Consider the following 22,904-nt stretch of genomic DNA (forward strand, 5'->3'; position numbering starts at 1 on the left):
GCTGTCAGCTAAGAGGCATTTTAAAGGATTTAGAATCTTGTCTTCTGACAAAAGATTCGCAAACTTCAGCAAAAATGATTCTACAGATAATGGTAAACCAAAACGTCAATGTAGAGATTGTGGCGATCGATTTAACACTACCTCAATTTTCTCAAAAAAATCGACCCGCCGCTAGGCGGGAGACAAAGGGCAAAAGAGCAAAATAAGGGAGGGTTAAAGTCCTGGGAAGACACAGGCAAACCGAATGATAAAGGTGGTGCGTTAAAGCGGATTGTTAATTTTAGTTTTTTGACCGAATTGATAGCCGCAAACACGCACCTTACACTCTACTAAAAGTGGGAGGTTTTCAACCCAAATTTTCTGGTAAAATGATTAAGGATAATTGGCCAAAACTTTATGAGGATTTAAGCCTGTGATTATCAAAGAGTTAGAAGAGCAACTTCTTGCCCTCAAACCTAGCGAAAAAGTGCAGGTAATCCAGTTACTCGCTCAAAGTCTGGGTGGTGATTGGCAGGGAATTGAGAAAACGCCTAAAGTTTGCGGCGGACAAGCTTGCATTGCCAATACAAGAATTCCAGTTTGGGTGTTAGTAGAAGCTCGTCGTCTTGGTTATAGTGATGCTGATTTATTAACAAGTTATCCGACTATTAAGGCTACGGATTTAGCTAATGCTTGGGTATATGCGGCAGCTCATGAAGATGAGATTGATTTGCTCATTGAGCAGAATGAGGCAGTTTAGGGGATGGCACGTTTTTACGCAGATGAGCAGTTTCCTTTGCCGGTTGTGGAATTGTTGAGAAATTTGGGGCATGATGTTTTGACGGTGCAAGAAGCGGGAAATGCTAATCAACAAATTTAAAATAGAGACAAAATATTCTCATCTAGATGCCACATCATTTCATCTAGATGGAGAATATAAAAGTGAAGAAAAAAAAGAGAAAAAAGAAGAAGAGATTATCAAAGAAAGACCAATAATTATTACCAAAGTATATTCTCGTGACCATCGACCAGATTTGAAAGAATGCGTCTTAGACTTAATAACAACCCAGGATGGAGACGTACCATTATTTGTGAGAGTTGGAGATGGAAATGAAGAAGGGTAAGCTGTCTTTGGCAAAATCTTAGTAGAATTTAAAAAACAAATAAAATTTGACAGTATTATGGTCTGTGACAGTGCCTTATATAGTCAAGAGAATCTTTAACTAATTCAACATCTAAAATGGATAAGTAGAGTTCCCATGACGATAAAAAGAGCCAAAGAATTAGTCCAAAATGCAGAAATGGAAGAAATAGATGCCAAGGAAAGAGAAAAAAGGGCAGAGCTAAATTTCTGACAGGGGAACAAGCAAGCTGAAAAGCTTATTTAGCATGGAATACAGACACAGACTCCCAAAAAAGATAAGTCATATTTACTATGTATGACCTAGATAACGAAAATGATAAGTGAACTATACCAGAAAGTGTTAGAAAATGAACTGGGACGAGCCGGATATCTACTGTTGTTAATGATAGTTGGAACCTGGCAAATACTAAAGCAAGCTAAGTTAGAGATATTAGCAGAAGCACTACCAATACCAATCCTGTTTGAGAGTCGGAGAAAAAAACTAAAAAGATTTTTAAAGCTGGAAATTCTGAATATTGAAAAAATCTGGTTTCTCTGCCTAAAAGAGATGTTAAAACAGCAGCAGAGATTCACAATAAAAGGATTAGTATATATTGCCATAGACCGGACGAGTTGGGGAGCAATTAATATCTTGATGGTGAGTCTAATTTATGACAAGAGAGCCATCCCAATCTATTGGGAGATATTAGATAAAAAAGGAAGTAGTAATCTCGAAGAACAGCATCGAGTATTGGGGAAAATATTGACGGTGCTATCAGGTCATAAAATAGTGGTATTAGGAGATAGAAAATTTTGCTCGGTTAGTCTTGGAAAGTGGTTTCAGAAGCAGAGTTTATACTTTTGTTTAAGACAAAAACAAAGTACAAATGTGAAGACAAAAGAAGGAATTTATCAAGCAATGAGAGAGTTAGGAAATGAGAGAGTTAAGTTTAAGTCCAGAAACTCAACTATTTTTGAAGGATGTCAATATTACAAAAGAGCAGGGATTTGTCGAGTTTAACTTAGCGGGTAAGTGGAAAAAAACTATGGGGGTTTTCAAACAAAAGAACCTTGGTATATTCTGACAAATTTTGGAGATTTAGAGACGGCAATAATTGCCGATCAAAAAAGATTTGATATTGAGGAGATGTTTCGAGATTTTAAGTCGGGAGGCTATAGCTTAGAAGGTTCTCAATTAGCACCGAAATACCTATCAAAGCTGATAATTGTTATAGCTATCGCCTATACAAGTGCCACACTACAAGGTAAAAAAATTAAGGATATGGGAATCCAAAAATATGTCACAAGACCTGAAAAAAGATATAAAGGTCAACGCAGACACAGCAGTTTTTATGTGGGTCAACATCTCTATCATTGGCTCCAGCTACATCAAATGTTCCAAAAAAATATAGAAGAGCTAATGCAAATTAGCCGCTATCGGTTGAAGGATTACATCAAAGGACAAAGAGCGATATTGCTTGCCCTATCTACCTTCTAGCTCGCTTGTCCCCCTCTCAGAAAAACTTGACCAACTATTATTGGCTTACTTATTCTTAATTTGTTACTTTACTTTCCAAGGCGGATTTGGTATTACTTAGGCTGTTTGACCGCCTAGGTACTAGGCTATGGCTTTTCTACCAGCACTTTTTGAGAATTTACTAATGAGTGGGCTTGTGAGGGTTGAGGGTAATTCGAGTAAACTGAAAAGGTGTTATCATTTGGAGGTAAGTTGTTTTCGTTAACCACACAGCAAGCTATTAAGTCGGTTGAGCTTTGCCAAAGTCTCTCGGATGGATTTCGGGATATTGTTTTATTCCGATTTGACCCGTTACGGGGCGAAATTTATATCTTGGCAGGTGAAGACATTGAATTGATTATTTATGCCGATGGAAATTGGGAGTTTTTGCCAAATGAAGCCTAATTTTAACGAAATGAGCAAGTCCACTCTCAGAGCCTATGTTCTACAACACCGTGAGGATGATGAGGCTTTGCGGGCGTTGATGAGTCGTCGTGATCCGAATGCGATCAGGTATAATTTCCCTAGTACGGAGGAGGGTTTACGTCAAATGGAGGAGGTGATTCGCCGTAAAATTGAAGGGACTTTATAGGTATAGTCTTTTTTGCGGCTGACTCTGGGGTCTGGCAAATGCTGAAAATGCTGAAGAACAATCTTTCTCAAGAGCTTTGCTTCTTGTTGCTGCTGGCGGGTCAAAACTAGCTGACCAAAGCCTTTTGCCATAATAACTAACTGGGGAATGCCGACCGCTGTTCATTCTTAGGTTAACCCATTGAGTGTCTCCGAGACCGACTCAAAGGTTGTCAAGCTGGCACTCTATACTCCGTGTCGTTTGTCAAGTACAATTTGTACCAAAGTAAAGCAGTAATCTACCTACAAATATTTGAGTAACCTAACACAATGCAGTCATTTTTAACGATCTTCAACATTATTTGGGAAAAAGATCTATTTCATTGGATTACCCTTGCCGTTTTTTCAATTGCAACAGTATCGAAACTTAACGCCTAGTGAATTAGTAAATAGAGATAAATATACACTACCGCCTATCCCAATTTTTAGCGAATATATTGCAGAAATTTCTCCGTACTTTATCAAGAGCAATCAAGTAAATAGCGATACCGTTGATTGGTTATTGCGTTGCCTTGATCAAATGCCAGAGAGAGAACAAGCTTCTTCGGTTGATTTTATTTTAAGTAATCTTTCGATAGATATTGCTATTAAATTTCCACTATTAGTTTCATGGCTAAAAAATAATTATAACAATCATCAGAAACAAGCTCTTATTTCTCTAGTAGCTAGGCAAAACTTTAGAAATTTAATAGGAGCTATTAATTATAACAATTTTCGAGACTTAGTGAACTTAATTGTCAATAATATATACCTTGGAAATAATGATGAAAAGCAACTTAGAAATCGCCAGCTTTTCTGGAGTAATTATAGCAATAGTTTTATGAGAATAAAAATTTTACTTCCTGAACAAACCTATTCTATTATTGGCAATAAATTTAGGGAATATCAAGACATTCTGAAATTAGAAGATGACGGAAGCAATCCCACAGAGTTGTGTATATTTGATTTTTGATAGTGAAACAGAAAGTCTGTTGATATTAAGTTGAGTGCGATCGCTGATCTGGTAGATTGCGTTATACCATTTCTCTAAATGAAAACTACACATCGAATTTAAATCCCCCTTTAAGTTCCCCTTTTTAAGGGGGATTTAGGGGGATTAAACTTCTGTAGTCAGACTTTGGAGAATTGGTATTAGACAACAATCCCAAAATTAGGGGCGCAAAGAACTTGCCCCCTCTAGATATCACAGTAATTCCCCTGACCGTGGCTTCTAGCGGATCATTGCCCGGAGGGAACTAGAGAGTTGATTGGCTGCCCGTGCGGCCACCAATCCCGAAAGGGCAGCAACCACCACTGTAGCAAGGCAGGTTAGCTGGGCTGCCCCCGGCCCCCCCACCCCCAGCACCATCGCTACGGCAGTCAAAGGTAGGCGATAGCCACCAGCAATACCGGCCGCTGCCCCCGCCGCACCCGCCAGATCCCCCGAAATCTCAAAGGTGGTGGCGAACACCCGGCCACTGAGGTCGCCGATCGCCAGAAAAGGGACAAACACGCCGCCACAGCCCCCGGCTAAAACCGCAGCGGTGGTGGCCGCGGCCCGGAGCAGAGCTACCGCTAACAGATGGTAAGGAGTTGTTTTAATGTTTTCGGCCCAGTCGATAGCGGCTCCCCCCGGCCCAAAAGCCGCTGCCGGAGTCGCCACCCGTCCGATCACGATCGCCAAGAACAGCATCATCAGGCCACCAATGAGGAGACGAGTGGCGGGCCTGTCCCGTAAGCCTCTGGCCCAGTAGATCGCCTCACCAGTGAGGGCTGTAATCATGCCAGCGATCGCTCCGATCGATAAAGTGGCACCCACCGCATCCCAGAAGTCAGTCGGGGCAACCTGCGGCACCACCAGCCTGATCAGTTGCAGCTTAAAGGCAGCGTTGACTCCCCATCCCACCAGTCCCCCGGCTAACATCGCCGCTGCCCGCTCCGGGGTGATCGGAACCTGGCGTCGCTGACTCAACTCAAACATAAAAAAGCTGCCCACCAGAGGGATTCCCATCAGGGCAGAAACACTGGCCGCACCGCCACCGATGGCCAGAGGCCGCACCAGTTGACGCAGGGCTGGATTTATGCTACCCAACCAGGTTCCCGTCGCCACGCCAATATGAGCCGCCGGTGATTCTGTTCCCATGGGCGCACCCAGTCCAACGGTGGAGAGGATGGCCAGGGCGCGCAAGGGGGCTAGATTCCAGGGGAAGCGCTCTTCGGCGCCGGATGCGTTCACCACGTCACCGGTCAGGTCGGCGCGAGCAATGTCATGGGGGAAGGAGTACCAGGCCATGAGAGAACCCCAGCGGCCAGAGGCAGTGGCCTCGCGGGGAGCTAAGGTCTGCACAGGTTGGCCCTTACCCAGTCCAAACAGGACTAGCACTGCTAAGGTAACGCCCACCAGCGGCAGCAGCAGTAGCCAGACGTTGCCTAGGTCAGAGGCAATTCTCAGGGTTTGCTTAATTGCCTCAGTCAGCAGTACCGCAGCCAGAGAGCCGATCAAACCGCCGAGCAGACCAGCAACGGCCCATGGGCCTACCCTGGTTAACAGAAGTTGTAGTTTGTTATTTAGCATCGCGCACAGAAAGTTAAGCTTTTATTGTTCCGATAGCAAGTCCATTTGAGTCGTCAAGCAAAACACCCTGAAAGTCTTTACCTAAAATGTCGGCTTGAAGGCTCTTGACATCCTCACCGCCGTAAACGGACGGTGATTCCCAAACCTCACGATTTAGGTTTCTGCTTCTTTCCCGAAGGATTTTTCGCACCTGCCTTAACAGATTTACTCTGTTCTGGTCATCAGGTCGCTCTACAGACTGACACCGCAAGCCCTGCGGCCAAAATATTTTTACTTGCGTTAATATCTCGGTCATGGTGCGTCCCACAGTCTGGACAATCCCATTCTCGAACATTTAACGGCATTTTCTCAGCAATATACCCGCAATTACTACACCTTTTAGAGCTAGGAAACCATCTATCTATTTCGATGTAATTTCTCCCATACCAACGGCATTTATAGGCTAATTGTCGAGTGATTTCTCCCCAACTAACGTCAGATATTGCCTGAGATAATTTCGGGTTTTTGACCATATTCTTGACGGCTAAATTCTCAACCACAATCGTTTGGTTTTCACGAACTAATTGAGTGGTTAGCTTATGTAAATGGTCTTTTCTACTATCGGTGATTTGAGCGTGAATCTTGGCTACTTTGATTCTTGCTTTTTCCCGATTTTTTGAGCCTTTCTGTTTTCGAGAAAGATTTTTTTGCGCTTTTCGCAACCTCTGATAATGTTTCTTGAAATGCCTAGGATTAGATACTTTATCGCCGTCGCTGGTAATTACTAGGCTACTAATTCCTAAGTCAATTCCGATGGCTTTATCTGTTACTGGTAATGGCTTAATTGTTGGGTCATCAAATCTTATTGAAATATGCCAACGTCCAGACGGATGTAATCTGACTGTTACTGTGCTTGGTTCACAGCTTTCTGGGATTTGTCTTGACCATCGAATAGGTAAAGGTTCTGTGCATTTGGCTAAATAGATTTGTCTGTCTTTAAATTTAAAAGCAGATTTGGTAAATTCGGCACTTCCTCCCTGATGTTTTTTCTTAAAGTTAGGATACTTAGTACGACCAGCAAAGAAGTTAGTGAAAGCTGTTTGTAAATGTCTTAACCCTTGTTGTAAGGGTACACAGCTAACTTCGTTTAAAAAGTCTAATTCTTCTTGTTTTTTCCAATCGGTCAACATTGAAGAAGTTTGAGCGTAGCCTACTCTTTCTTGCTTTTCGTACCAAGCTTGTGTTCTGAGATGGAGAGCTTTATTGTAAACTAATCTTACACAGCCCAAAGTGCGCCGCAATAGCGACTCTTGTTCGGGTGTGGGGTAAAATCGAAACGAATAGGCTTTTTCCATACCTCACATTTTAGCATATATTTCGTAAACGATGCTCATATTTAACAGTAAAGCCGTCGTAGAACGACGGGGTTTCAGACCCAAATTTTCGATGAAACCGAGAGCCTTGAAGCCGACCAGCATATAACAGTGATGGAATTCAAGTCTGAATTCCATCACTATTTGATCTAACTTCACAGAATACCTCATTCGGGGTACGGCTCTCTTATTCTTTGTGTGGTCAGTTTAACTTACTATAGAAGCGATCAATCTTCGTGTCCTCTGTGTCTGGAGTGGTTCCTGCCACTCGCTCGCCAGCAGGACTATATCTTAGAATACATTTTACCCACCAAACCTAAGAGAGCCTCCTGCGTCTGGACTACTGATAAAATAATGGGTAATGGTTTCATCTGGGGGAATTCTCTCTAAAATTAACTTTTTGTCGGGTTGATTAAGGCACTCGATTTCTGCGGTAATTTCGAGGGACTACAGGAGAGTTCTTGGATAATTAATTTTTGAGAGTTCAAAAATGAGAAAAATAGGCATAAAATCTCTAAGTAGAGAATTTAGTTGATTAAAGCTCATTCTTGATTCTCCTGACGACCGAATACTGGCTACTTACTCCTCAACTAAGGGAAGATTTTTGATTTTGACAAGAGGTCTATACTTAATAGAGCCGTAGATTAATAACATTGTCGTTAAAGTTATGGCCATAATTAGGGGAGCGATTTTGGCTAACCAGAAAGCCACGAAGATTATGCCGATTCCGTCAGCGAGTAAGATGGGTAAACGTGGCCCTATGCCATGGTCAATAATTTTTTCTGTGCTTGGCTGCAGTTGAATCTTGGCTAAACATTGAAACCAAATTTGACTGACTAAAACTATTAAAGCTCCCCATCCTATCGAGAGGGCAGCCACATAAAAGCCCGCTAATTCTAAAACAATTGTACTAATTGTGACCATAAAAAAGCGATCGAGGCGAGGATCGCTGGTTTTTTGCTGAAATTGGGCAATTTCTGCCAAGTCCACCGCTGCCATGCGTGCCTGTTCTATACACATCCCCAGGATACCTAGGGCAAGAATAGCAGCGGATAGGTTTTCCGGTGAGAAGATTTGGGAGATTATGCCTAAACTAGCCGGAAAAAACAGTAAAAAAAGGATCGTTCGTCTCATCTATTCGAGGTGGGGTCAGATTAAGATAAGAAATGCTCTTGACTTACTCGTGCAATGTCTTGTTTGCCTCCTTTTCAAAATGCTCTCCTTCTCACCCAAGCTTTAACCCATCGTTCCTATGTCAATGAACAGTCGGAATTGACGGAAAATAACGAGCGCCTAGAATTTTTAGGCGATGCGATTTTGGCTTTTTTGGTGGGCGAACTATTGTATCAAAAATATCCCGCCATGAACGAGGCCGAATTAACCCGTTTGCGGTCAAATTTGGTCAAAGAAGAACAATTAGCGCAATTAGGCATTGAAATCGGCCTGGGGAAGTTAATGCGTTTAGGCAAGGGAGCAATTAAAGATCGGGGGCGATCAAATCCTACCCTATTAGCGGACACTTTTGAAGCGATAATTGGGGCTTATTATCTAGATTCGGGGTTAAATGCGGTTAAAAACTATCTGCACGGGCTTTTTATCCCTGTTGCCTCTCATTTAGTCTCTCAACAATCGGAATCGCCATCTTTTATCGATGCCAAAAATCTCTTTCAACAGTGGGCGCTGGCCAATTTCGCCTCTAATCCAGAATATGCGATCATTGATGTTACCGGCCCCCCCCACGCTAGGGAATTTACTGCCGAAGTGCGGGTTAATAACCTTCTCTATGGTACAGGTAAAGGCAAACGGAAACAGGATGCCACCAAAGCGGCTGCCGAAGATGCCTTAAAGCGCTGTCAATGGCAATAATAAATAAGGCCAAACCTACTTATCTTAGGGGCCACCAATTAACTTTATCTCTGGTGGCACTGTAAACTTCTTTTAAACCCTCGGCATCCAGTACCCGAATTAAATCCCCCGTCGATTCTGAGGCAATTAATCCCACGTTTTGCAATCCTTTTAATACCTGTTCGACGGTGCGTTGATTGAGTTGACAAGCGCGAGCAATCACATCGACGGATAAATCAAAAGTATAGATATTTTCGGCATCTGGTTGACTGCCTAATTCTCTTTCTTGATAGATTAAAGCTCTCAGTAAAGTGGCTACAGCTTGGGGTGGATAGCTACTGCAATTAAGCAGATGATACTCGAATTTTTGCTGTAATTCAAATAAAAAACAGTACCGTTGACGAAAACTTTCGTTATCGTTGTAAATCTTTTCTAGCGCCGATAAGGGAATTTTCAGGACGTGGGTAGTTTTATAGGATTCCACCAAACAGGGAAAAGCGCGACTGGCTAAACCATAACTAAAGGGTAAACTCCTCATACCAAAACAGCCACCGGGGTAGGTAATGGCAATAATCCGGTCGAGGGGGGTGCTGCGGACGACGATTACACCCTCATTCAAAATCACATACAAAACATCTAGAAATTCATCAGGCAGAAAAGCCGTATAGACGGGACGATTGGAAAATAGCGTCTCTAACTTGAGATTGTCGGCATCGAGATACTGACTTAACCAAGCTTCCTCTAGTCCGCGAAAGAGAAAACTCTGGTTAATCAGTTGTTGTAGGAGGGTTGTTTTTTTGGCTTTGACGCTCTTGCCCATAGTCTCAAACCTAGATGTAGCACTGATTTTATCTTCTCACAGTTTCCCTTGTTATCACCTTATTTCCAATTTGTTTTATAAATGTATTGAAATTTTATTTCCTGTGCTGTAGGATTAAAGCAGACCTGAAAACAGATACAACCTCAGAGTAAAGCTTAGGAGCGCCGCCGATGCATTCATCCCAGTCTTGTTTATCCCTACTCATGGCAACTGTCCTGACGGGAGGAATGCTGGCATCTTGTACCTCATCCCCCACCAATAGCGGCAATGACAGCCAAAAACCCGTGACTGTGACACTTGTTTCCTATGCTGTCACCCAAAGTGCCTACGAAAAAATCATTCCCAAATTTGTCGAGGAATGGCAACAAAAAACGGGGCAAAAAGTCACTTTTGAACAGAGTTATGGCGGTTCCGGTTCCCAAACTCGTGCCGTTATCGATGGTTTAGAAGCGGATGTGGTAGCGTTGGCTTTAGCTTTGGATACCAAGAAAATTGAGCAAGCGGGATTAATTCAACCCGGTTGGGAAAAAGAAGCACCCAATGACTCTATTGTTCATAAGTCTGTAGTGGCTTTTGTTCCTCGTGATGCCAATATTAAAATTAATCAATGGTCAGATTTAGCCAAGGATAATATTAAGGTTATTACTGCTAATCCCAAGACTTCTGGCGGAGCGCGCTGGAATTTTCTCGCTCTTTGGGGTTCGGTGACGCAAGCGGGAGGCAGTGAACAAGCGGCGCAAACTTTTGTCGAAAAAGTGTTTAAAAATGCGCCAGTTTTACCTAGAGATGCTCGCGAATCTAGTGATGTATTTTTTAAACAAGGCCAGGGAAATGTGCTGATTAATTACGAAAATGAGATGATTCTCGCTAACCAAAAAGGCGAGAAGTTGTCCTACACTGTTCCCACCGATTACAATATTTCTATTGATAATCCCGTGGCGGTTGTTGATGCCAATGTGGATAAAAAAGGTACGAGAAAAGTGGCCGAGGCTTTTGTGCAGTTTTTATTTACTCCCGCAGCCCAAAGAGAATTTGCTCAGGTGGGGTTTCGTCCCGTTGAACCGACGGTATTTAAAGAGTTTGAGAGTAAATTTCCTCAGATAAAAAATCTCTTTACCGTGCAGGATTTAGGCGGTTGGGATAAAGTACAAAAGCAATTTTTTGATGATGGAGGCTTGTTCGATAAAATTCTGACTAAAGCTGGTAAATCTTAAAGGATAAAAACCATGGATAATCAACCTCAATGGCAAACTATTAATCATCCCCAAAGTGACTTACATCTCGATCAATCTGGACTCGATCGCCCCACGTCCCGAAGAATAAAAATTCGGATTCCTAAACAATATATTAACGAGCCAATTATAGCACGTTTAGGGTCTTTTCCTGGTCTAAAAGTGAATATATTTTCCGCTTTGTTAGCTGCCAATAATAATCAAGATGGCTGGTTCGATCTACAACTGCAAGGCAACTCCCAAGGGATAGAAAATGCCCTTTCCTATCTGGCAGATTTAGATGTAGAAGTTTGGTATGATTCAGCACAAGTTCTTGAAGAAGCGGACAATTGGTAATCTCTAATCGGCACCCCCCTTATCAAGGCGGACCCCCACCCCCCTTATCAAGGGGGGCAGGGGGGATCAAAGGCAAAATTTATCTTCTATTTAATTGGAACTACTTACTTAGCAATAATTAACAATGGCTAACCCACAATTATCTTTATCTCCTAGTCAAACCCTGAAAAAAGTTTCTATTCCTTGGGTAATTACCATTAGTTATCTAGTGGTTTTGTTGGTTTTACCAGCAGCGGCACTATTTGCTAAATCCCTAACTCTTGGTTTTGCCGAATTTTGGCGCATTGCCACTTTACCGATTTCTTTATCCGCCTACCAAGTCACTTTTTTTACTTCCTTAATCGCTGGACTAATTGACGGAGTTTTTGGCACTATTATCGCTTGGGTATTAGTGCGTTATCGATTTCCTGGGAAAAAAATTGTCGATGCTTGTGTAGATTTGCCCTTTGCTTTACCCACTTCTGTTGCTGGTTTAGTCCTCGCCACAGTTTATAGTGATAACGGTTGGATCGGTCAATTTTTTGCCCCCTTTGGTATTAAGATATCCTTTACCATTTTAGGGGTTTTTGTGGCGATGTTATTTATCGCTTTACCCTTCATTGTCCGCACCTTACAGCCGGTTTTACAGGAAATGGAAAAAGAAATAGAAGAAGCAGCTTTATCCCTCGGAGCTTCCTCTTGGCAAATCTTTTGGCGAGTGATTTTTCCCACAATACTGCCCGCTATTTTAACAGGAGTTGCCCTCGGTTTTGCCAGAGCGATCGGTGAATATGGTTCTGTAGTTATTATCTCCTCTAATATTCCCTTTAAGGATTTAATTGCCCCAGTTTTAATCTTCCAAAGACTAGAGGAATATGATTACACGGGGGCGACAGTAATCGGCATGGTTTTATTGCTGGTTTCCCTAGGGATGTTAGTAGTAATTAATTTCCTGCAACAATGGGGGCAAAAATACAGAGTTAAGTAAAGAGTAAAAAACATTACAGTATGACTGGAGACAGATCAAAAATGCAGAATCCAAAAGCCTTAACTAAACAGAAAGAATGGGATTACAAACCCCTACTAATTATCATTGCCCTTGTCTATCTGGCACTGTTATTATTTATTCCAGCAGCAGCAGTATTTTACTATGCTTTTCGCAATGGATTCCAAGCTTTTTTAGAAGCGGCGGGAACCTCTGACTTTATCGAAGCGGTAAGATTAACAGTAATTATTGCCCTAATTACTGTACCCTTAAACACAATTTTCGGACTTTGTGCAGCTTGGGTAATTGCTCGCAATCAATTTCGTGGCAAAACGTTATTAATTAGTTTAATTGACTTACCCTTTGCCGTTTCTCCTGTGGTAGCGGGTTTAATGATTGTACTGCTCTATGGGCGCAATGGTTGGTTAGGTTCTTTTCTAGAATTTTTCGATATAAAAATACTTTTTGCTTTACCCGGAATGGTATTAGCAACTATCTTTGTCACCATGCCTTTTGTCGCTAGAGAAGTTATCCCAGTCTTAGAAGAAATTGGCTTAGAACAAGAGGAAGCGGGGCGCACTTTAGGGGCAAATGATTGGCAGATTTTCTGGCGCGTTACTTTACCTAATATTCGTTGGGGGTTGATGTACGGAGTGCTGTTAACTAATGCCCGGGCGATGGGAGAATTTGGGGCGGTTTCTGTGGTTTCTGGCAGTATTTTAGGGAGAACTGCCACCCTGCCAATTTTCGTAGAACAGGCTTATAAAAATTATCTCACTCCTGCCGCTTTTAGTGCGGCGGCTATTCTAGCTTTACTAGCGGGAGTTACTTTAATTATCAAAGAAATTCTCGAACGTAAAACCGCCCACAAAATTCACACTACCTAACTACAAAAAACCTAAAAATATGAGCGGGCGTTGGGTTTCATGCTTCAACCCAACCTACGTTCTACAAAAAACCTAAAAATATGAGTATTATCATCCAGCAAGTTTCTAAACGTTTCGGCAATTTTCAAGCCTTAGATAATATCAATTTAACCATTCCTGAAGGTAAATTAGTCGCCCTCCTCGGACCATCGGGATCGGGAAAATCCACCTTATTACGTTCAATTGCGGGATTAGAAACTCCCGACAGTGGCGCAATTATCATTAACGGACAAGATACCACCCATCTGGACCCTAGACGGAGAAATATCGGCTTTGTTTTTCAACATTATGCCCTATTTAAACATTTAACTGTCCGCCAAAATATTGCTTTTGGTCTAAAAATTCGCCAGCAAAAATCGCCGGTAATTAAGAAAAAAGTTGAGGAACTATTAGAATTAATTCAATTACAAGGATTAGGCGATCGCTATCCCGCCCAATTATCGGGAGGACAACGGCAAAGAGTAGCTTTAGCCCGCGCTTTAGCCATTCAACCGAAGGTATTATTATTAGATGAACCCTTTGGGGCTTTAGATGCAAAAGTCAGAAAAGAATTAAGGGTATGGCTGAGAAATTTACACGAAGAAGTTCACGTTACCAGTGTTTTTGTTACCCACGATCAAGAGGAAGCAATGGAGGTGGCCGATACGATTGTCGTGATGAATCATGGTAAAATTGAACAGGTGGGTTCTCCCGCCGAAATTTACGATCATCCCGCTACACCTTTTGTGATGCAATTTATTGGAGAAGTGAATATTTTACCTAATCTAGCAGGATTAGGAAAAGGGTATCATCAGGGGGATAATTCCACCGTCTTTATCCGTCCCCACGACCTCGAAATCATTCCCGAACAAGATGGGTTGAATAGTTGGGCAGTGGTAAAAAGAGTTATTCATTTAGGCTGGGAAATACAAGTAGAATTAATGTTAGCCGATGGGGAAATGGTGGTGGCTTATCTCAATCGTGAGGAGTACAAGCAATTACAGTTACAACCAGAACAAACGGTACATTTAAAACCGAGAAAAGCGACCTTACTCACAGATTTTGACAATAAAATTGAGAAATTTATCGATTATTCAATTTAAAAACCTTAGTTGTGTTACAGCTTTTCTCATCAGGATAAAGTACAACCTAATTTGCTATTGATGATCGACTCCCCAAAAAAACTTCCTGTCTCACCATTAAGATAACTGCTATAATGTTTGACTAAGACAATTATTTTTAAGTAATAGCCAATTCAAAAATGAAACGCATCAACCTCAATAGTTAACAAAGAAAGGCTGATCAGGTACTGTCCGATCAATACAAAAACAAATCAGAGCCTTATCGTTCTTGGGACAGGGGATTAAACGAGCAGATTAAGGGACTATTGAGACAATTTTTTCCCAAGGGTAACGAATTTTAAAATCCTTAAGCTAGAGCAGGTAGAAAGAGCCGTAAACTCTATTAACAATCGTCCTCAAAAATGTCTTAATTATCGTACCCCAAATCAGCTATTCTATGAAGGTAAATCGGACAGTGATGCAATTCAGACTTGAATTGGCTCATCATATTAATAATCCGCCAACAGTGAGTGCTTAAAAACGGATTTACTATCATAATGTGTTGTTTTCCTGATTGTCTGAAGATTGAACGCGAAAGGGAGGCGCAACATAATCGGAAGGTAAATAATTTTCGGGAATGGTTGTTGTATTTCCATCTCGTAGGGAGGTGTAACTGGGAGAAAGAATCTCAATCCCAGCTTCATTACACTTATCTTGAATATTTTGATGGAGTTCTGAATAAATGATTACCATTAAATTGGGTTGGTTAGTGTAAGCGTTCAATTGATAACTGATGTAAAAATTATCTAGGCTAGTTTGCAGGACAAAAGGTGCGGGTTCTTTGAGAATATGCTCGGTCTCTAGTGCAGCTTCAATTAAGGTTTTGTGGGCTTTTCGCCAGGGCAGATCGTACCCTAGGGTAATCGTTGTCTGAATAATTAGATTTCTGTTTAATTCCCGCGAGGAAATACTAAAGTTAATCACATTACTACTTAATAAAGATGAGTTAGGAATAGTAATGATTTTATTAGTGGGAGTACAAATGCGAATGACTAGGAAGTTTTTTTCAATTAGATCGCCAATTACATCTCCTACTTGAATGTGATCTCCGATGCGAAATGCCCGGGTATAAATAAGAATAATTCCCCCAATAACATTGGCGATTGCCGAAGTAGAACCAAGGGATAAAAGAAGACCAAGAAAAACAGAAACACCTCGGAAAGCAGGGGAATCAAAACCAGGCAAATAGGGAAAAGCAACTATTGCTGCTATGGCAATAATTATGACTAATAGGATATTGTAAGTCGGTTTAGCCCAATCAGTATAAAAACCAGGAATAACCAGATTTCCTCTTTCTATTGCTGTAAAAAATGGCTTGATTAGCCCGATTAAGTAGTAAGTGATAAAAATGATTATGGCAATAATAAAGGCATTGGGAAGATATTTGCCAATGGACGACAAAACCAGTTCTAATGATTGAGAAAAATAGCCTAAAATACTCTCACCAAAAACTCTTGTCCAGGGAAATAAACGAAGTACAAATGTGGCATAATTAAATAATAATAAAAACAGAACAAAGAAGCGAATTATGCGAAGAACTCGCAACCAAAAAAAGCTTATATTAGAGGAAGATATGATCTCAACATTCCCGATTTGAATGCCTGGCGTCAAGGATTCAATCAAACGTCTAATAAAGGGAAATAGCTTCCCTGAAATTTTGATAACTGCAAAGCTAATAATCAGGAAGGCAAAGCTGGCTATAACCGTATAAATGATGTTCTTAAGTAGTTGTTCGGGTTTTCGATCTTGGCGATATTGAGCGATAGCAACCTGAATTTTTTGTAAAGCTTGTTGAGCTAAAACCTCCGGCGTTGAACGATAGGCTTTTGCATCTCGCTCCGTCACCGTTAGAATTACTTCTTGATCTACACTTAAATAAAGTGAGTTATCATCAGGAATCTGCTTAATTGTCAGGTTCTCAACAGGAATAGAATCATTTTGAGCAATTCTTTCAATTCTCCGGGTAATAGCGCTAGCTCTCTCCTCCGCCGAAAATGAAGAAACTCCACGCCGGATAAAAAAGAGAGTTTTTCCATCTAACATAACTGGAAAGCCGTCAATTTTATTTTCCGGTTGTGTCGGATTTTGAGCTATTCCCAAAAGAGGGGAGGTTAGAGTCAGTAGTAAAACTACGATAAATATTACCAAAGTATGCCCAATTTTTTTCATCCATCCTCTAGCTTTAGATGCTGTAGTTGGCATTGAATATCTTTGATTAATATCGACAAACGGTACAAATTTCATAGGATTAAGTCAGATTTTTCTGGGTGTAGTCGGGTAAGGTTTAGGCATTAAGAAAAGCTAAAACCAGTCGCAGAGTAATTGTCCCCGGCAACATGAATACAATCAGGGCGACAATTATTTGACAGAGCCAGCGAATTTGAGTATAGCGTGGTTTTCTAGAGGTTTTTTGGCTCTTCTCGACTTTGTGTGATAATTTTTGCTTATGGAATCGTGAAATGTTGACTGAGAAGGACTTTTACGACTATTTTGCCGAAGAAACTATCAGTATAGGCTTCGTTTCCACACATAAACCAGAAGAGCCGGTTTTTTTGATCATAGATCAAAGCAGAATTATCCCTAACTATTCTCTCACAAAAATCCAGTGGGTAAATTAAGTGATCGCTGCTGGTAATTCCTGGCGACTGTACTAATACTAAATCCTGTTTAAAAGCCATAGGAGATTAGGGAGATGGGGGAGTGGGGAGATGGGGGAGCAAATGTCAGCAGAAAGTTAGCAAAATTATCTAGTCACACCAGTCAATAAAACGCCGTAGCAATTCTATCTATCCTAGTACAATTGCTCAGGAGCTACGATCAATTAACCTAGAAGAGTTAGCCAATAACCAAATTCAGGCGTTGACAAGTTTATGTCACTTTTCTCATCAACCCCTGGCAAAAGTCAAAAAGTAATCAATAATATAGCGGTTTTCAGTCTCATAAGGTATAGTAAATCCCTTGATAGATAGGCGTTTCAGCGTTTCAATCGGGACTCACTTCTGTGAAAACCGCTATAATATGCAGGGGTTAATTATTGCTACTATGGCAAGAGTACCTCTCGTCTGGCTTCCACTAGAAGTCTGTTGGTAGCTTCGGGAATTGTCAAAACCAAGATGTAGTTACTCATTGAACGCCACAAAGGCCAAAATATGGAGTATCGTTTATGAGCCATTTATCCCTATCCGAACAGATTAACGCGGAACTTCTGGCAATCCTGATCGAAGAAGAAGTCACCTATCCCTGGGATGTAACCGCTGTTGAGGGTAATGATCCCTTAGACGTGACAGAAACGCCTTTTTCTCTGTGTGAAGGACTAGAAGCGACGGCGATCGAGGCACAAGCTCATAGATTCTTTAGCAGTTTACACCAAAAATTCCCGACAGTTTCCCTTTCATCCCGGTCTAATATCTTTGATAAATTTGCCTCTTTACTGCCAGCCGAACATTTAAATCGTCTAGTAGAAAGTGCTGAAAATCTAGTTAATAGTCAATTAGATAACTTCGATCGCCTTGTTGTTTGTCTTAGCGAGCTTTTTCCCCAATGGTCTCCAGAAGATTTACAGGTTTTTGCCCGTCCCTACGCCTATACTATGCGTAATGGCCAGAGCAAAACCACTATAGACACCGAAGATTGGCAAAGTCTTTCCGAAATTGAACAAATTCGCCGGAGTGCAGCCATCGCCAGCCAGATTTTTCGCCACTTGTCTTCTCCTGAATAGTCATCTGGTTATCAGCCGTACTGCATTGAAACTGCCTATTAGACCTCCATCTAAATATTATAGTCATTTCAATTAGGATTGAGAATATCAATGCCAGAGTTCATAAGGGTTCAACCAGTCTAGACTGTATCAGAATTATCTGAAATGACTATATCTTAAGACTAAAAGTTTTTCTAGTTAAGGAATCTAAGCAAATAAAAATGATTTTAATTGTTTCATATTTTTTCAGTGAAATTGAATTAGCAACGATAGATACACATTTCAGCTTAGAACTACTCAGTTAGTACAAAAGCTAAAAGCAAGCTGTGACTGGGTTATAATTTTTGGAGATGTCTATTAGATATTTTAGTACAAATGCTCAAACTCTCTCTCCCCGCTCCATCTCCCCCTTCTCCCGTCTCCCCTTACCGATTACTGTTTACCGATCACTAAAAAAACCCCTACTCCCAATTCGGAGATACTGCTAGGGAAAAACGAAAAGTGCTGCCTTTACCTAATTCACTTTCTACCTCCATTTGACTTTGGTGTAATTCCACTAAACGACGGGTAATCGCTAAACCAATACCACTACCCCCAGAATAACGGGAACGAGAACGATCTGCCCGCCAAAAGCGCTCGAAAATAAAGGGTAAATCCTCTGCTGCGATGCCGATTCCCGTGTCGATAACGGCAATTTGTAGGTGATTTTTGTCCCTTGTCACTTGCAGGGTAATTGCACCATGATCGGTGTAACGAATGGCATTACCGAGCAGATTAACTAAAATTTGTTCGAGGCGATCGGGATCGGCCATGACAGATGGTAAATTGGGGGGACAATCTAACTGTAAAGTCGGTCCATCTTCTAATAATTGATCGGCAAATTTTTCGATAAGAGAATTTAACAAAGTTAATAAATTAACAGGTTGCAGTTTAATCGAGAGATAACCAGATTCCGCTTGCGATAGCTCCTGTAGATCGTGGGTTAAACGTTCTAACCGGCGGGTTTCTTTCACTAATTTCTGATAAAGTTCTGGATTAGGTTCGATCGCACCATCGGCTAATTCCTCCAGATATCCCCGTACCACAGTTAAAGGGGTGCGTAATTCGTGGGTAAGATCACCGATTAATTCCTGGCGCCGTTTTTCCACATCGGCTAAACTAATCGCCATCTGATTAAAACTGATGGCTAATTGATTTAATTCTGGGATTTCGCTTTCTGGAACTCGCGCCGATAAATCCCCTTCCGCAAAATTTTTAGTGATTTGTTTGATTTGTTTTACCGGTTTCATAATGCGTTGAGAAACCAAAAAACTCAGATAACCAGCTGCACTTCCTCCCGCAATAAATGACCAAATAGCACTACTATCCCAAGCCGTCTCAAAACCCCTAACCAAGAAAGTTCTTGCCGAGCGCACGGTAAAAAATCCCTGCCTTTCTAACTGTTCCAAACGCAAAACAAACATTCGGGGAGAAGATAATTTAGCAATGATAATAAAGCTACTCAATCCCACCACCATAACGAGGAGATGGGATAAAAATAATCTGGTTCCTAAGCTTAATTTTGGTGGCTGCATATTTGGTAAAAAACTCTATTTGTCGTCAATATTATTAACATTGTTTATCATAAAGATGAAGTATAACAGGATTGGGCATCGACGACCGACTCCCGAAAACAAAAACTTTGTACCTCACCATTAAGATAACAGCCATATATCCGGCTACAGCATCATAAAGAACTCTATCGGGTTCTTCCTGTGGAAGAATCTCCCCTTAAGCCATGCTGTGAGGGGAGAATAGGTCAAAACCTAACTTTTTGCCGCTCTATGCTATGGTATCAAGATGCGCTACTCTGTTAGGAGATGATTTTGCTTGAGTCATCTGCTCAAAGTAGCGTCTGTTTTTTTTAACCCTTACCCCCAAAAGAGAATCTTTTCTGTATGCTAGAGGCTAATAATCAGGGAGAGAATCAAATATTTCTCTATGAAGTTGTTTTTTCCGGTTCTTCTGGCTCTTTGCCTCAACGCTTCTCCCGGACAGTCCTGCGAGTACCTAAAAGCCGCATGAGTCAAGAAACACAGCGCCTCCTGCGCCAAGGTGCCAGGATTCTCAGTATAAAGCCTCTTGACCCAGAAACTGTCTCCATTAAGCCTAGTTTACCACCTCAACCCTGGTGGATAGAGATCACCACCACTCAGCCGAAATGTCTCTATTATTTCGGTCCGTTTGAGAGTTTTTCTGAAGCTTTATCCCATCAATCCGGTTATATCGAAGACCTACAATCGGAATCTGCCGTGGGGATTAACAGCGAAATTAAACAATGTCAGCCCGAGGTTTTAACTCAAGAAGATTTTTAATATATGGTATCTAATTATACAGATTTTTAGGAATAGTTAGTCTCCTTTTGTTTTCGTTGAATAATGCCTTCACCTTCACAGAATTTACAGGGGACGGATTCATTCTCTGTCTCTAGATAGATTCTTCCTTTGCCTTGGCAGTGGGAACAGATAACTTTTTCTTCCCACCAATAATTCTCTAAAAAAGCCTCATCGGTAATATAGGTAAAATCTTCAAACATTGGCTTGTCCTCTTATTGTTCAGATAGCTTAATCTGGGTTCACCTTTCAAGCTGAGAAATTGAAAATCAGTTTTACCCCCATAGTAAAAAAGATCGGGTTCATTCTCTTGGAAACTTAAATTACTTCATATTTATTCATATTTATTAATATAATAATGAGTGTTCACTATCAATCTTTGCTAAAGCAGCACCCCCTAATTGTATCATAGCAGACATGGCAATTAACGACCAACTATACTTTAGACGTTCATAATCTGAGATTTATTCAACTTCTGAAATGGTAGAGTAAGCAAGGAATTCAGTTCTTTTTTATGTTTCAGATGGGCATCATTCAGACATTCATAAATAGCTGAAGAAAAGTCAGAAAAGTTTTCATAATATTTAGGGTTGGCTGAATAAATGTGAAATGTAGGTAAGGTAAGGGTTTTGTGGCTTTTCTCGCCAAACAGGTGCAAGATTTTGAGAGAATCATGCTTCCAAACCTTGCGTTTTCATCGGCCCGCGTCCTGTAGGGGCGAAGCATTTGGGCATAACCTATCCGTGAAACCGGAGATTTTCTATCCGAATGCTTCGCCCGTACTTTTTGCCGCAGACCCTATTTAGTATTACAATCGATCGGATTTGGCGGATCTGAGTTTTTGTCCCTTTTGAGTTTCTCGATTTCTCGTTGATTGGCTTCCCGGTCCTCAGCCACCCATAATTGTTTATCTTCATCCCACTTGGATTCCGTGTATATTGCTTTTTCCCAAAAGCAGGCCGATTTAATTCTTTCTGGATAAAGATCCTCGGCTCCGAAGAGGTTGGCTCCGTTGAGGTTGGCTCCGTTGAGCTTGGCTCGGTTGAGGTCGGCTCGGTTGAGGTTGGCTTCGATGAGGTTGGCTCGGTTGAGGCTGGCTCCGTTGAGCTTGGCTCCCTTGAGGTCGGCTCCGTTGAGGTAGGCTCCGTAGAGGTAGGCTCCGTTGAGGATGGCTCCGTTGAGGTAGGCTCCGTTGAGGTTGGCTCCGTTGAGGTTGGCTCCGTTGAGGTTGGCTCGGTTGAGGTTGGCTCCGTTGAGGTAGGCTACCCAGAGTTTGGCTCCGTTGAGGTAGGCTCCGTTGAGGTTGGCTCCGTTGAGGTAGGCTACCCAGAGTTTGGCTCCGTTGAGGTTGGCTCCGTCGAGGTTGGCTCGGTTGAGGTTGGCTCGGTTGAGGTTGGCTCCCCTCAAATTTGTCCGACTTAAATCAAGAATTTTAATTTTATTAGAGTCATTTGTTTCAGCCAAATTATCCCCAGCTTGGTCATTCTCAACTTTACGCCGCCCGATTACCGTTAAAGCGGCCTGAACTGGAATACTCACGGAAGGGAGTTTTTCTAGGGCCTTCTGTCTTTCCTCTGGCTCCAGTTGTTCAATATTCGAGGGAATGGGGGAATTTTTACGAATGTAGGAAGTCAGCACTTCCATAATTGTCCATTGATCCTTGGGAGAATCTTTGGCAATTCGCTCTAGGGAGTAAATGCCGCCAATTACCACCTCCTCTTTAGGATTACCGATTTGCTCGACAGCTTTCGAGAAGCGCTCGGTAATCAGACGTTCCTGAATCAGTTGCCTTTCCGCTTGAGAATTGAGATAATTGACAAAAAGCCCAATTCCTGCCAAAAGGGTAGCAATTAATCCCAGGGCAGAAATAATCGTTTTGACCACATCAATGGCAAAGGTGCGGCTGTCTTTGTCTTCACGGGCAAAAAGCCCCGGTATTTGCTGAAATAGCCAGAAGGGAAAGATTAGCAGTTTCCAAGCAACTCTGACAAGAGACTGGAGCGATAGCAACAATCTTTTAATTAGCCTTTTTCCCCCGCGATAGGGCATCTTTAGATTCCAAGCAAGAATCGCTCTGGGATGTTGGCTAAAATATTCTTTCGCTTGCTGCCAGTCATCTATCTCATTGCCTTCTTTACCCGATGCCAGCCGTTGTTGATAAAACTCGTAAGCCTTGATCTGGTGCAATTCTAAAGGAATTCGTGGTGATTTTTTCGGAACCATGCAGCGTTTTCCCCACCAATAGATGGATTTTGCCAAGGGACTGAGGGACTGACAAAACTGTTTTCGAGGTTGGTTGAAATTCAGTAAAATCCAACCATTAAAGTTTATCTGTTAATCGAGTAATCGGCTCTCTTGGCTGCTGTGTAATCAACAGGATCGATCATCGAGATTGTCGGTATAGACTAGAGCCTAACATCAACCGTTGATCAAGCTGTTGGGATACAATCCAGCAAGG

The 22,904-nt window shown here is 41.7% G+C and carries 24 protein-coding genes and 4 pseudogenes; 17 read left to right on the forward strand and 11 right to left on the reverse strand.

The annotated features are described in order from the left end of the window. Window positions 1-412: 412 nt before the first annotated feature. The 8 genes and pseudogenes from ACQY1X_RS16750 to ACQY1X_RS16785 all read left to right on the forward strand — a co-directional run bounded on the left by ACQY1X_RS16750 (window position 413) and on the right by ACQY1X_RS16785 (window position 4,200). Window positions 413-739, forward strand: a complete 327-nt coding sequence (locus ACQY1X_RS16750) for a DUF433 domain-containing protein (RefSeq protein WP_002774079.1) — start codon at window positions 413-415, stop codon at window positions 737-739. Between the two features lie 3 nt (window positions 740-742). Further along, window positions 743-859, forward strand: a complete 117-nt coding sequence (locus ACQY1X_RS16755) for a DUF5615 family PIN-like protein (RefSeq protein WP_002737600.1) — start codon at window positions 743-745, stop codon at window positions 857-859. Beyond that, window positions 843-1,328 (forward strand): annotated as a pseudogene (locus ACQY1X_RS16760) (IS1634 family transposase); the annotation flags it as partial. The gene ACQY1X_RS16755 and the pseudogene ACQY1X_RS16760, both read left to right, overlap by 17 nt. A gap of 132 nt (window positions 1,329-1,460) precedes the next feature. Next, a complete protein-coding gene (locus ACQY1X_RS16765) occupies window positions 1,461-2,123 on the forward strand; it encodes a hypothetical protein (RefSeq protein WP_242028722.1) in 663 nt (220 codons plus the stop codon). Between the two features lie 12 nt (window positions 2,124-2,135). Next, on the forward strand, window positions 2,136-2,600 hold the full coding sequence (locus ACQY1X_RS16770) for a hypothetical protein (RefSeq protein ID WP_242028721.1): 465 nt from the start codon (window positions 2,136-2,138) through the stop codon (window positions 2,598-2,600). Window positions 2,601-2,810: 210 nt separating this feature from the next. Next, complete coding sequence (locus ACQY1X_RS16775; RefSeq protein WP_036397117.1) at window positions 2,811-3,023, forward strand: DUF6888 family protein; 213 nt, start codon at window positions 2,811-2,813, stop codon at window positions 3,021-3,023. Next, window positions 3,013-3,210, forward strand: coding sequence for a DUF6887 family protein (locus ACQY1X_RS16780; RefSeq protein WP_002736866.1), 198 nt, complete (start codon window positions 3,013-3,015; stop codon window positions 3,208-3,210). The genes ACQY1X_RS16775 and ACQY1X_RS16780 overlap by 11 nt, the downstream gene beginning before the upstream one ends. Window positions 3,211-3,582: 372 nt before the next feature. Continuing rightward, a complete protein-coding gene (locus tag ACQY1X_RS16785) occupies window positions 3,583-4,200 on the forward strand; it encodes an EH signature domain-containing protein (protein ID WP_002774083.1) in 618 nt (205 codons plus the stop codon). A gap of 258 nt (window positions 4,201-4,458) precedes the next feature. On the opposite strand, the gene ACQY1X_RS16790 is transcribed toward ACQY1X_RS16785, so the two are convergent. From ACQY1X_RS16790 to ACQY1X_RS16805, 4 genes and pseudogenes are all read right to left on the reverse strand, one after another. After that, window positions 4,459-5,802, reverse strand: a complete 1,344-nt coding sequence (locus ACQY1X_RS16790) for a chloride channel protein (RefSeq protein ID WP_430013182.1) — start codon at window positions 5,800-5,802, stop codon at window positions 4,459-4,461. Between the two features lie 146 nt (window positions 5,803-5,948). Next, window positions 5,949-7,136 (reverse strand): annotated as a pseudogene (locus tag ACQY1X_RS16795) (RNA-guided endonuclease InsQ/TnpB family protein). Between the two features lie 3 nt (window positions 7,137-7,139). Beyond that, a complete protein-coding gene (locus ACQY1X_RS16800; protein WP_172963124.1) occupies window positions 7,140-7,292 on the reverse strand; it encodes a hypothetical protein in 153 nt (50 codons plus the stop codon). A 441-nt stretch (window positions 7,293-7,733) separates the two neighbouring features. Beyond that, window positions 7,734-8,288, reverse strand: a complete 555-nt coding sequence (locus tag ACQY1X_RS16805) for a hypothetical protein (protein ID WP_430014909.1) — start codon at window positions 8,286-8,288, stop codon at window positions 7,734-7,736. A gap of 54 nt (window positions 8,289-8,342) precedes the next feature. On the opposite strand from ACQY1X_RS16805, the gene rnc reads away from it, so the two are divergent. Then, entirely contained in the window at window positions 8,343-9,020 is a 678-nt protein-coding gene (gene rnc, locus ACQY1X_RS16810) for a ribonuclease III (protein WP_130756530.1), read from the forward strand. Between the two features lie 19 nt (window positions 9,021-9,039). Here rnc and ACQY1X_RS16815 read toward each other — a convergent pair whose 3' ends face one another. After that, entirely contained in the window at window positions 9,040-9,819 is a 780-nt protein-coding gene (locus ACQY1X_RS16815) for a Crp/Fnr family transcriptional regulator (RefSeq protein ID WP_002794831.1), read from the reverse strand. Window positions 9,820-9,989: 170 nt separating this feature from the next. Here ACQY1X_RS16815 and ACQY1X_RS16820 point away from each other — a divergent pair, with 170 nt between their 5' ends. The 6 genes and pseudogenes from ACQY1X_RS16820 to ACQY1X_RS16845 all read left to right on the forward strand — a co-directional run. Continuing rightward, complete coding sequence (locus ACQY1X_RS16820; protein WP_430014910.1) at window positions 9,990-11,033, forward strand: sulfate ABC transporter substrate-binding protein; 1,044 nt, start codon at window positions 9,990-9,992, stop codon at window positions 11,031-11,033. 12 nt (window positions 11,034-11,045) lie between these two features. Continuing rightward, window positions 11,046-11,387, forward strand: a complete 342-nt coding sequence (locus tag ACQY1X_RS16825) for an NIL domain-containing protein (protein WP_002768372.1) — start codon at window positions 11,046-11,048, stop codon at window positions 11,385-11,387. A gap of 124 nt (window positions 11,388-11,511) precedes the next feature. Continuing rightward, window positions 11,512-12,354 carry a sulfate ABC transporter permease subunit CysT gene (cysT, locus tag ACQY1X_RS16830; protein ID WP_430014911.1) on the forward strand — a complete coding sequence of 281 codons (843 nt, stop codon included), beginning with the start codon at window positions 11,512-11,514 and terminating at the stop codon, window positions 12,352-12,354. A 41-nt stretch (window positions 12,355-12,395) separates the two neighbouring features. Next, window positions 12,396-13,238, forward strand: coding sequence for a sulfate ABC transporter permease subunit CysW (gene cysW / locus ACQY1X_RS16835; protein WP_002736746.1), 843 nt, complete (start codon window positions 12,396-12,398; stop codon window positions 13,236-13,238). An 80-nt stretch (window positions 13,239-13,318) separates the two neighbouring features. Continuing rightward, the gene (locus tag ACQY1X_RS16840) at window positions 13,319-14,359 is read left to right on the forward strand and encodes a sulfate/molybdate ABC transporter ATP-binding protein (RefSeq protein ID WP_430014912.1); all 1,041 of its coding nucleotides are present in this window, start codon (window positions 13,319-13,321) and stop codon (window positions 14,357-14,359) included. A 236-nt stretch (window positions 14,360-14,595) separates the two neighbouring features. Then, window positions 14,596-14,812, forward strand: a pseudogene (locus ACQY1X_RS16845) (transposase); the annotation flags it as partial. A 57-nt stretch (window positions 14,813-14,869) separates the two neighbouring features. On the opposite strand, the gene ACQY1X_RS16850 reads toward ACQY1X_RS16845, so the two are convergent. Together ACQY1X_RS16850 and ACQY1X_RS16855 are read right to left on the reverse strand one after the other, a co-directional pair. Then, on the reverse strand, window positions 14,870-16,621 hold the full coding sequence (locus ACQY1X_RS16850) for a mechanosensitive ion channel family protein (RefSeq protein ID WP_287637777.1): 1,752 nt from the start codon (window positions 16,619-16,621) through the stop codon (window positions 14,870-14,872). 200 nt (window positions 16,622-16,821) lie between these two features. Then, window positions 16,822-17,055 (reverse strand): hypothetical protein, encoded by a 234-nt coding sequence (locus ACQY1X_RS16855; protein ID WP_430013188.1) that lies wholly within the window; start codon window positions 17,053-17,055, stop codon window positions 16,822-16,824. Between the two features lie 485 nt (window positions 17,056-17,540). Between ACQY1X_RS16855 and ACQY1X_RS16860 the strand changes: the two genes are divergently transcribed. Next, window positions 17,541-18,095 carry a hypothetical protein gene (locus tag ACQY1X_RS16860; protein WP_430014913.1) on the forward strand — a complete coding sequence of 185 codons (555 nt, stop codon included), beginning with the start codon at window positions 17,541-17,543 and terminating at the stop codon, window positions 18,093-18,095. Between the two features lie 440 nt (window positions 18,096-18,535). Here ACQY1X_RS16860 and ACQY1X_RS16865 read toward each other — a convergent pair whose 3' ends face one another. Then, complete coding sequence (locus tag ACQY1X_RS16865) at window positions 18,536-19,648, reverse strand: sensor histidine kinase (protein WP_430014914.1); 1,113 nt, start codon at window positions 19,646-19,648, stop codon at window positions 18,536-18,538. Window positions 19,649-20,011: 363 nt separating this feature from the next. Between ACQY1X_RS16865 and ACQY1X_RS16870 the strand changes: the two genes are divergently transcribed. Then, window positions 20,012-20,428: a DUF1816 domain-containing protein gene (locus tag ACQY1X_RS16870; RefSeq protein WP_002737782.1), complete on the forward strand. Its 417-nt coding sequence runs from the start codon at window positions 20,012-20,014 to the stop codon at window positions 20,426-20,428. A gap of 26 nt (window positions 20,429-20,454) precedes the next feature. On the opposite strand, the gene ACQY1X_RS16875 is transcribed toward ACQY1X_RS16870, so the two are convergent. From ACQY1X_RS16875 to ACQY1X_RS16885, 3 genes and pseudogenes are all read right to left on the reverse strand, one after another. Beyond that, window positions 20,455-20,649 carry a hypothetical protein gene (locus ACQY1X_RS16875; RefSeq protein WP_002737105.1) on the reverse strand — a complete coding sequence of 65 codons (195 nt, stop codon included), beginning with the start codon at window positions 20,647-20,649 and terminating at the stop codon, window positions 20,455-20,457. Between the two features lie 239 nt (window positions 20,650-20,888). After that, window positions 20,889-21,032: pseudogene (locus ACQY1X_RS16880) on the reverse strand (IS630 family transposase); the annotation flags it as partial. Window positions 21,033-21,244: 212 nt separating this feature from the next. Further along, window positions 21,245-22,669 carry a pentapeptide repeat-containing protein gene (locus ACQY1X_RS16885; protein WP_430014915.1) on the reverse strand — a complete coding sequence of 475 codons (1,425 nt, stop codon included), beginning with the start codon at window positions 22,667-22,669 and terminating at the stop codon, window positions 21,245-21,247. Between the last annotated feature and the right edge of the window lie 235 nt (window positions 22,670-22,904).

It is taken from the genome of Microcystis protocystis FBCC-A270 (assembly GCF_050500235.1).
In the GTDB taxonomy this organism is placed as follows: domain Bacteria; phylum Cyanobacteriota; class Cyanobacteriia; order Cyanobacteriales; family Microcystaceae; genus Microcystis; species Microcystis ichthyoblabe_A.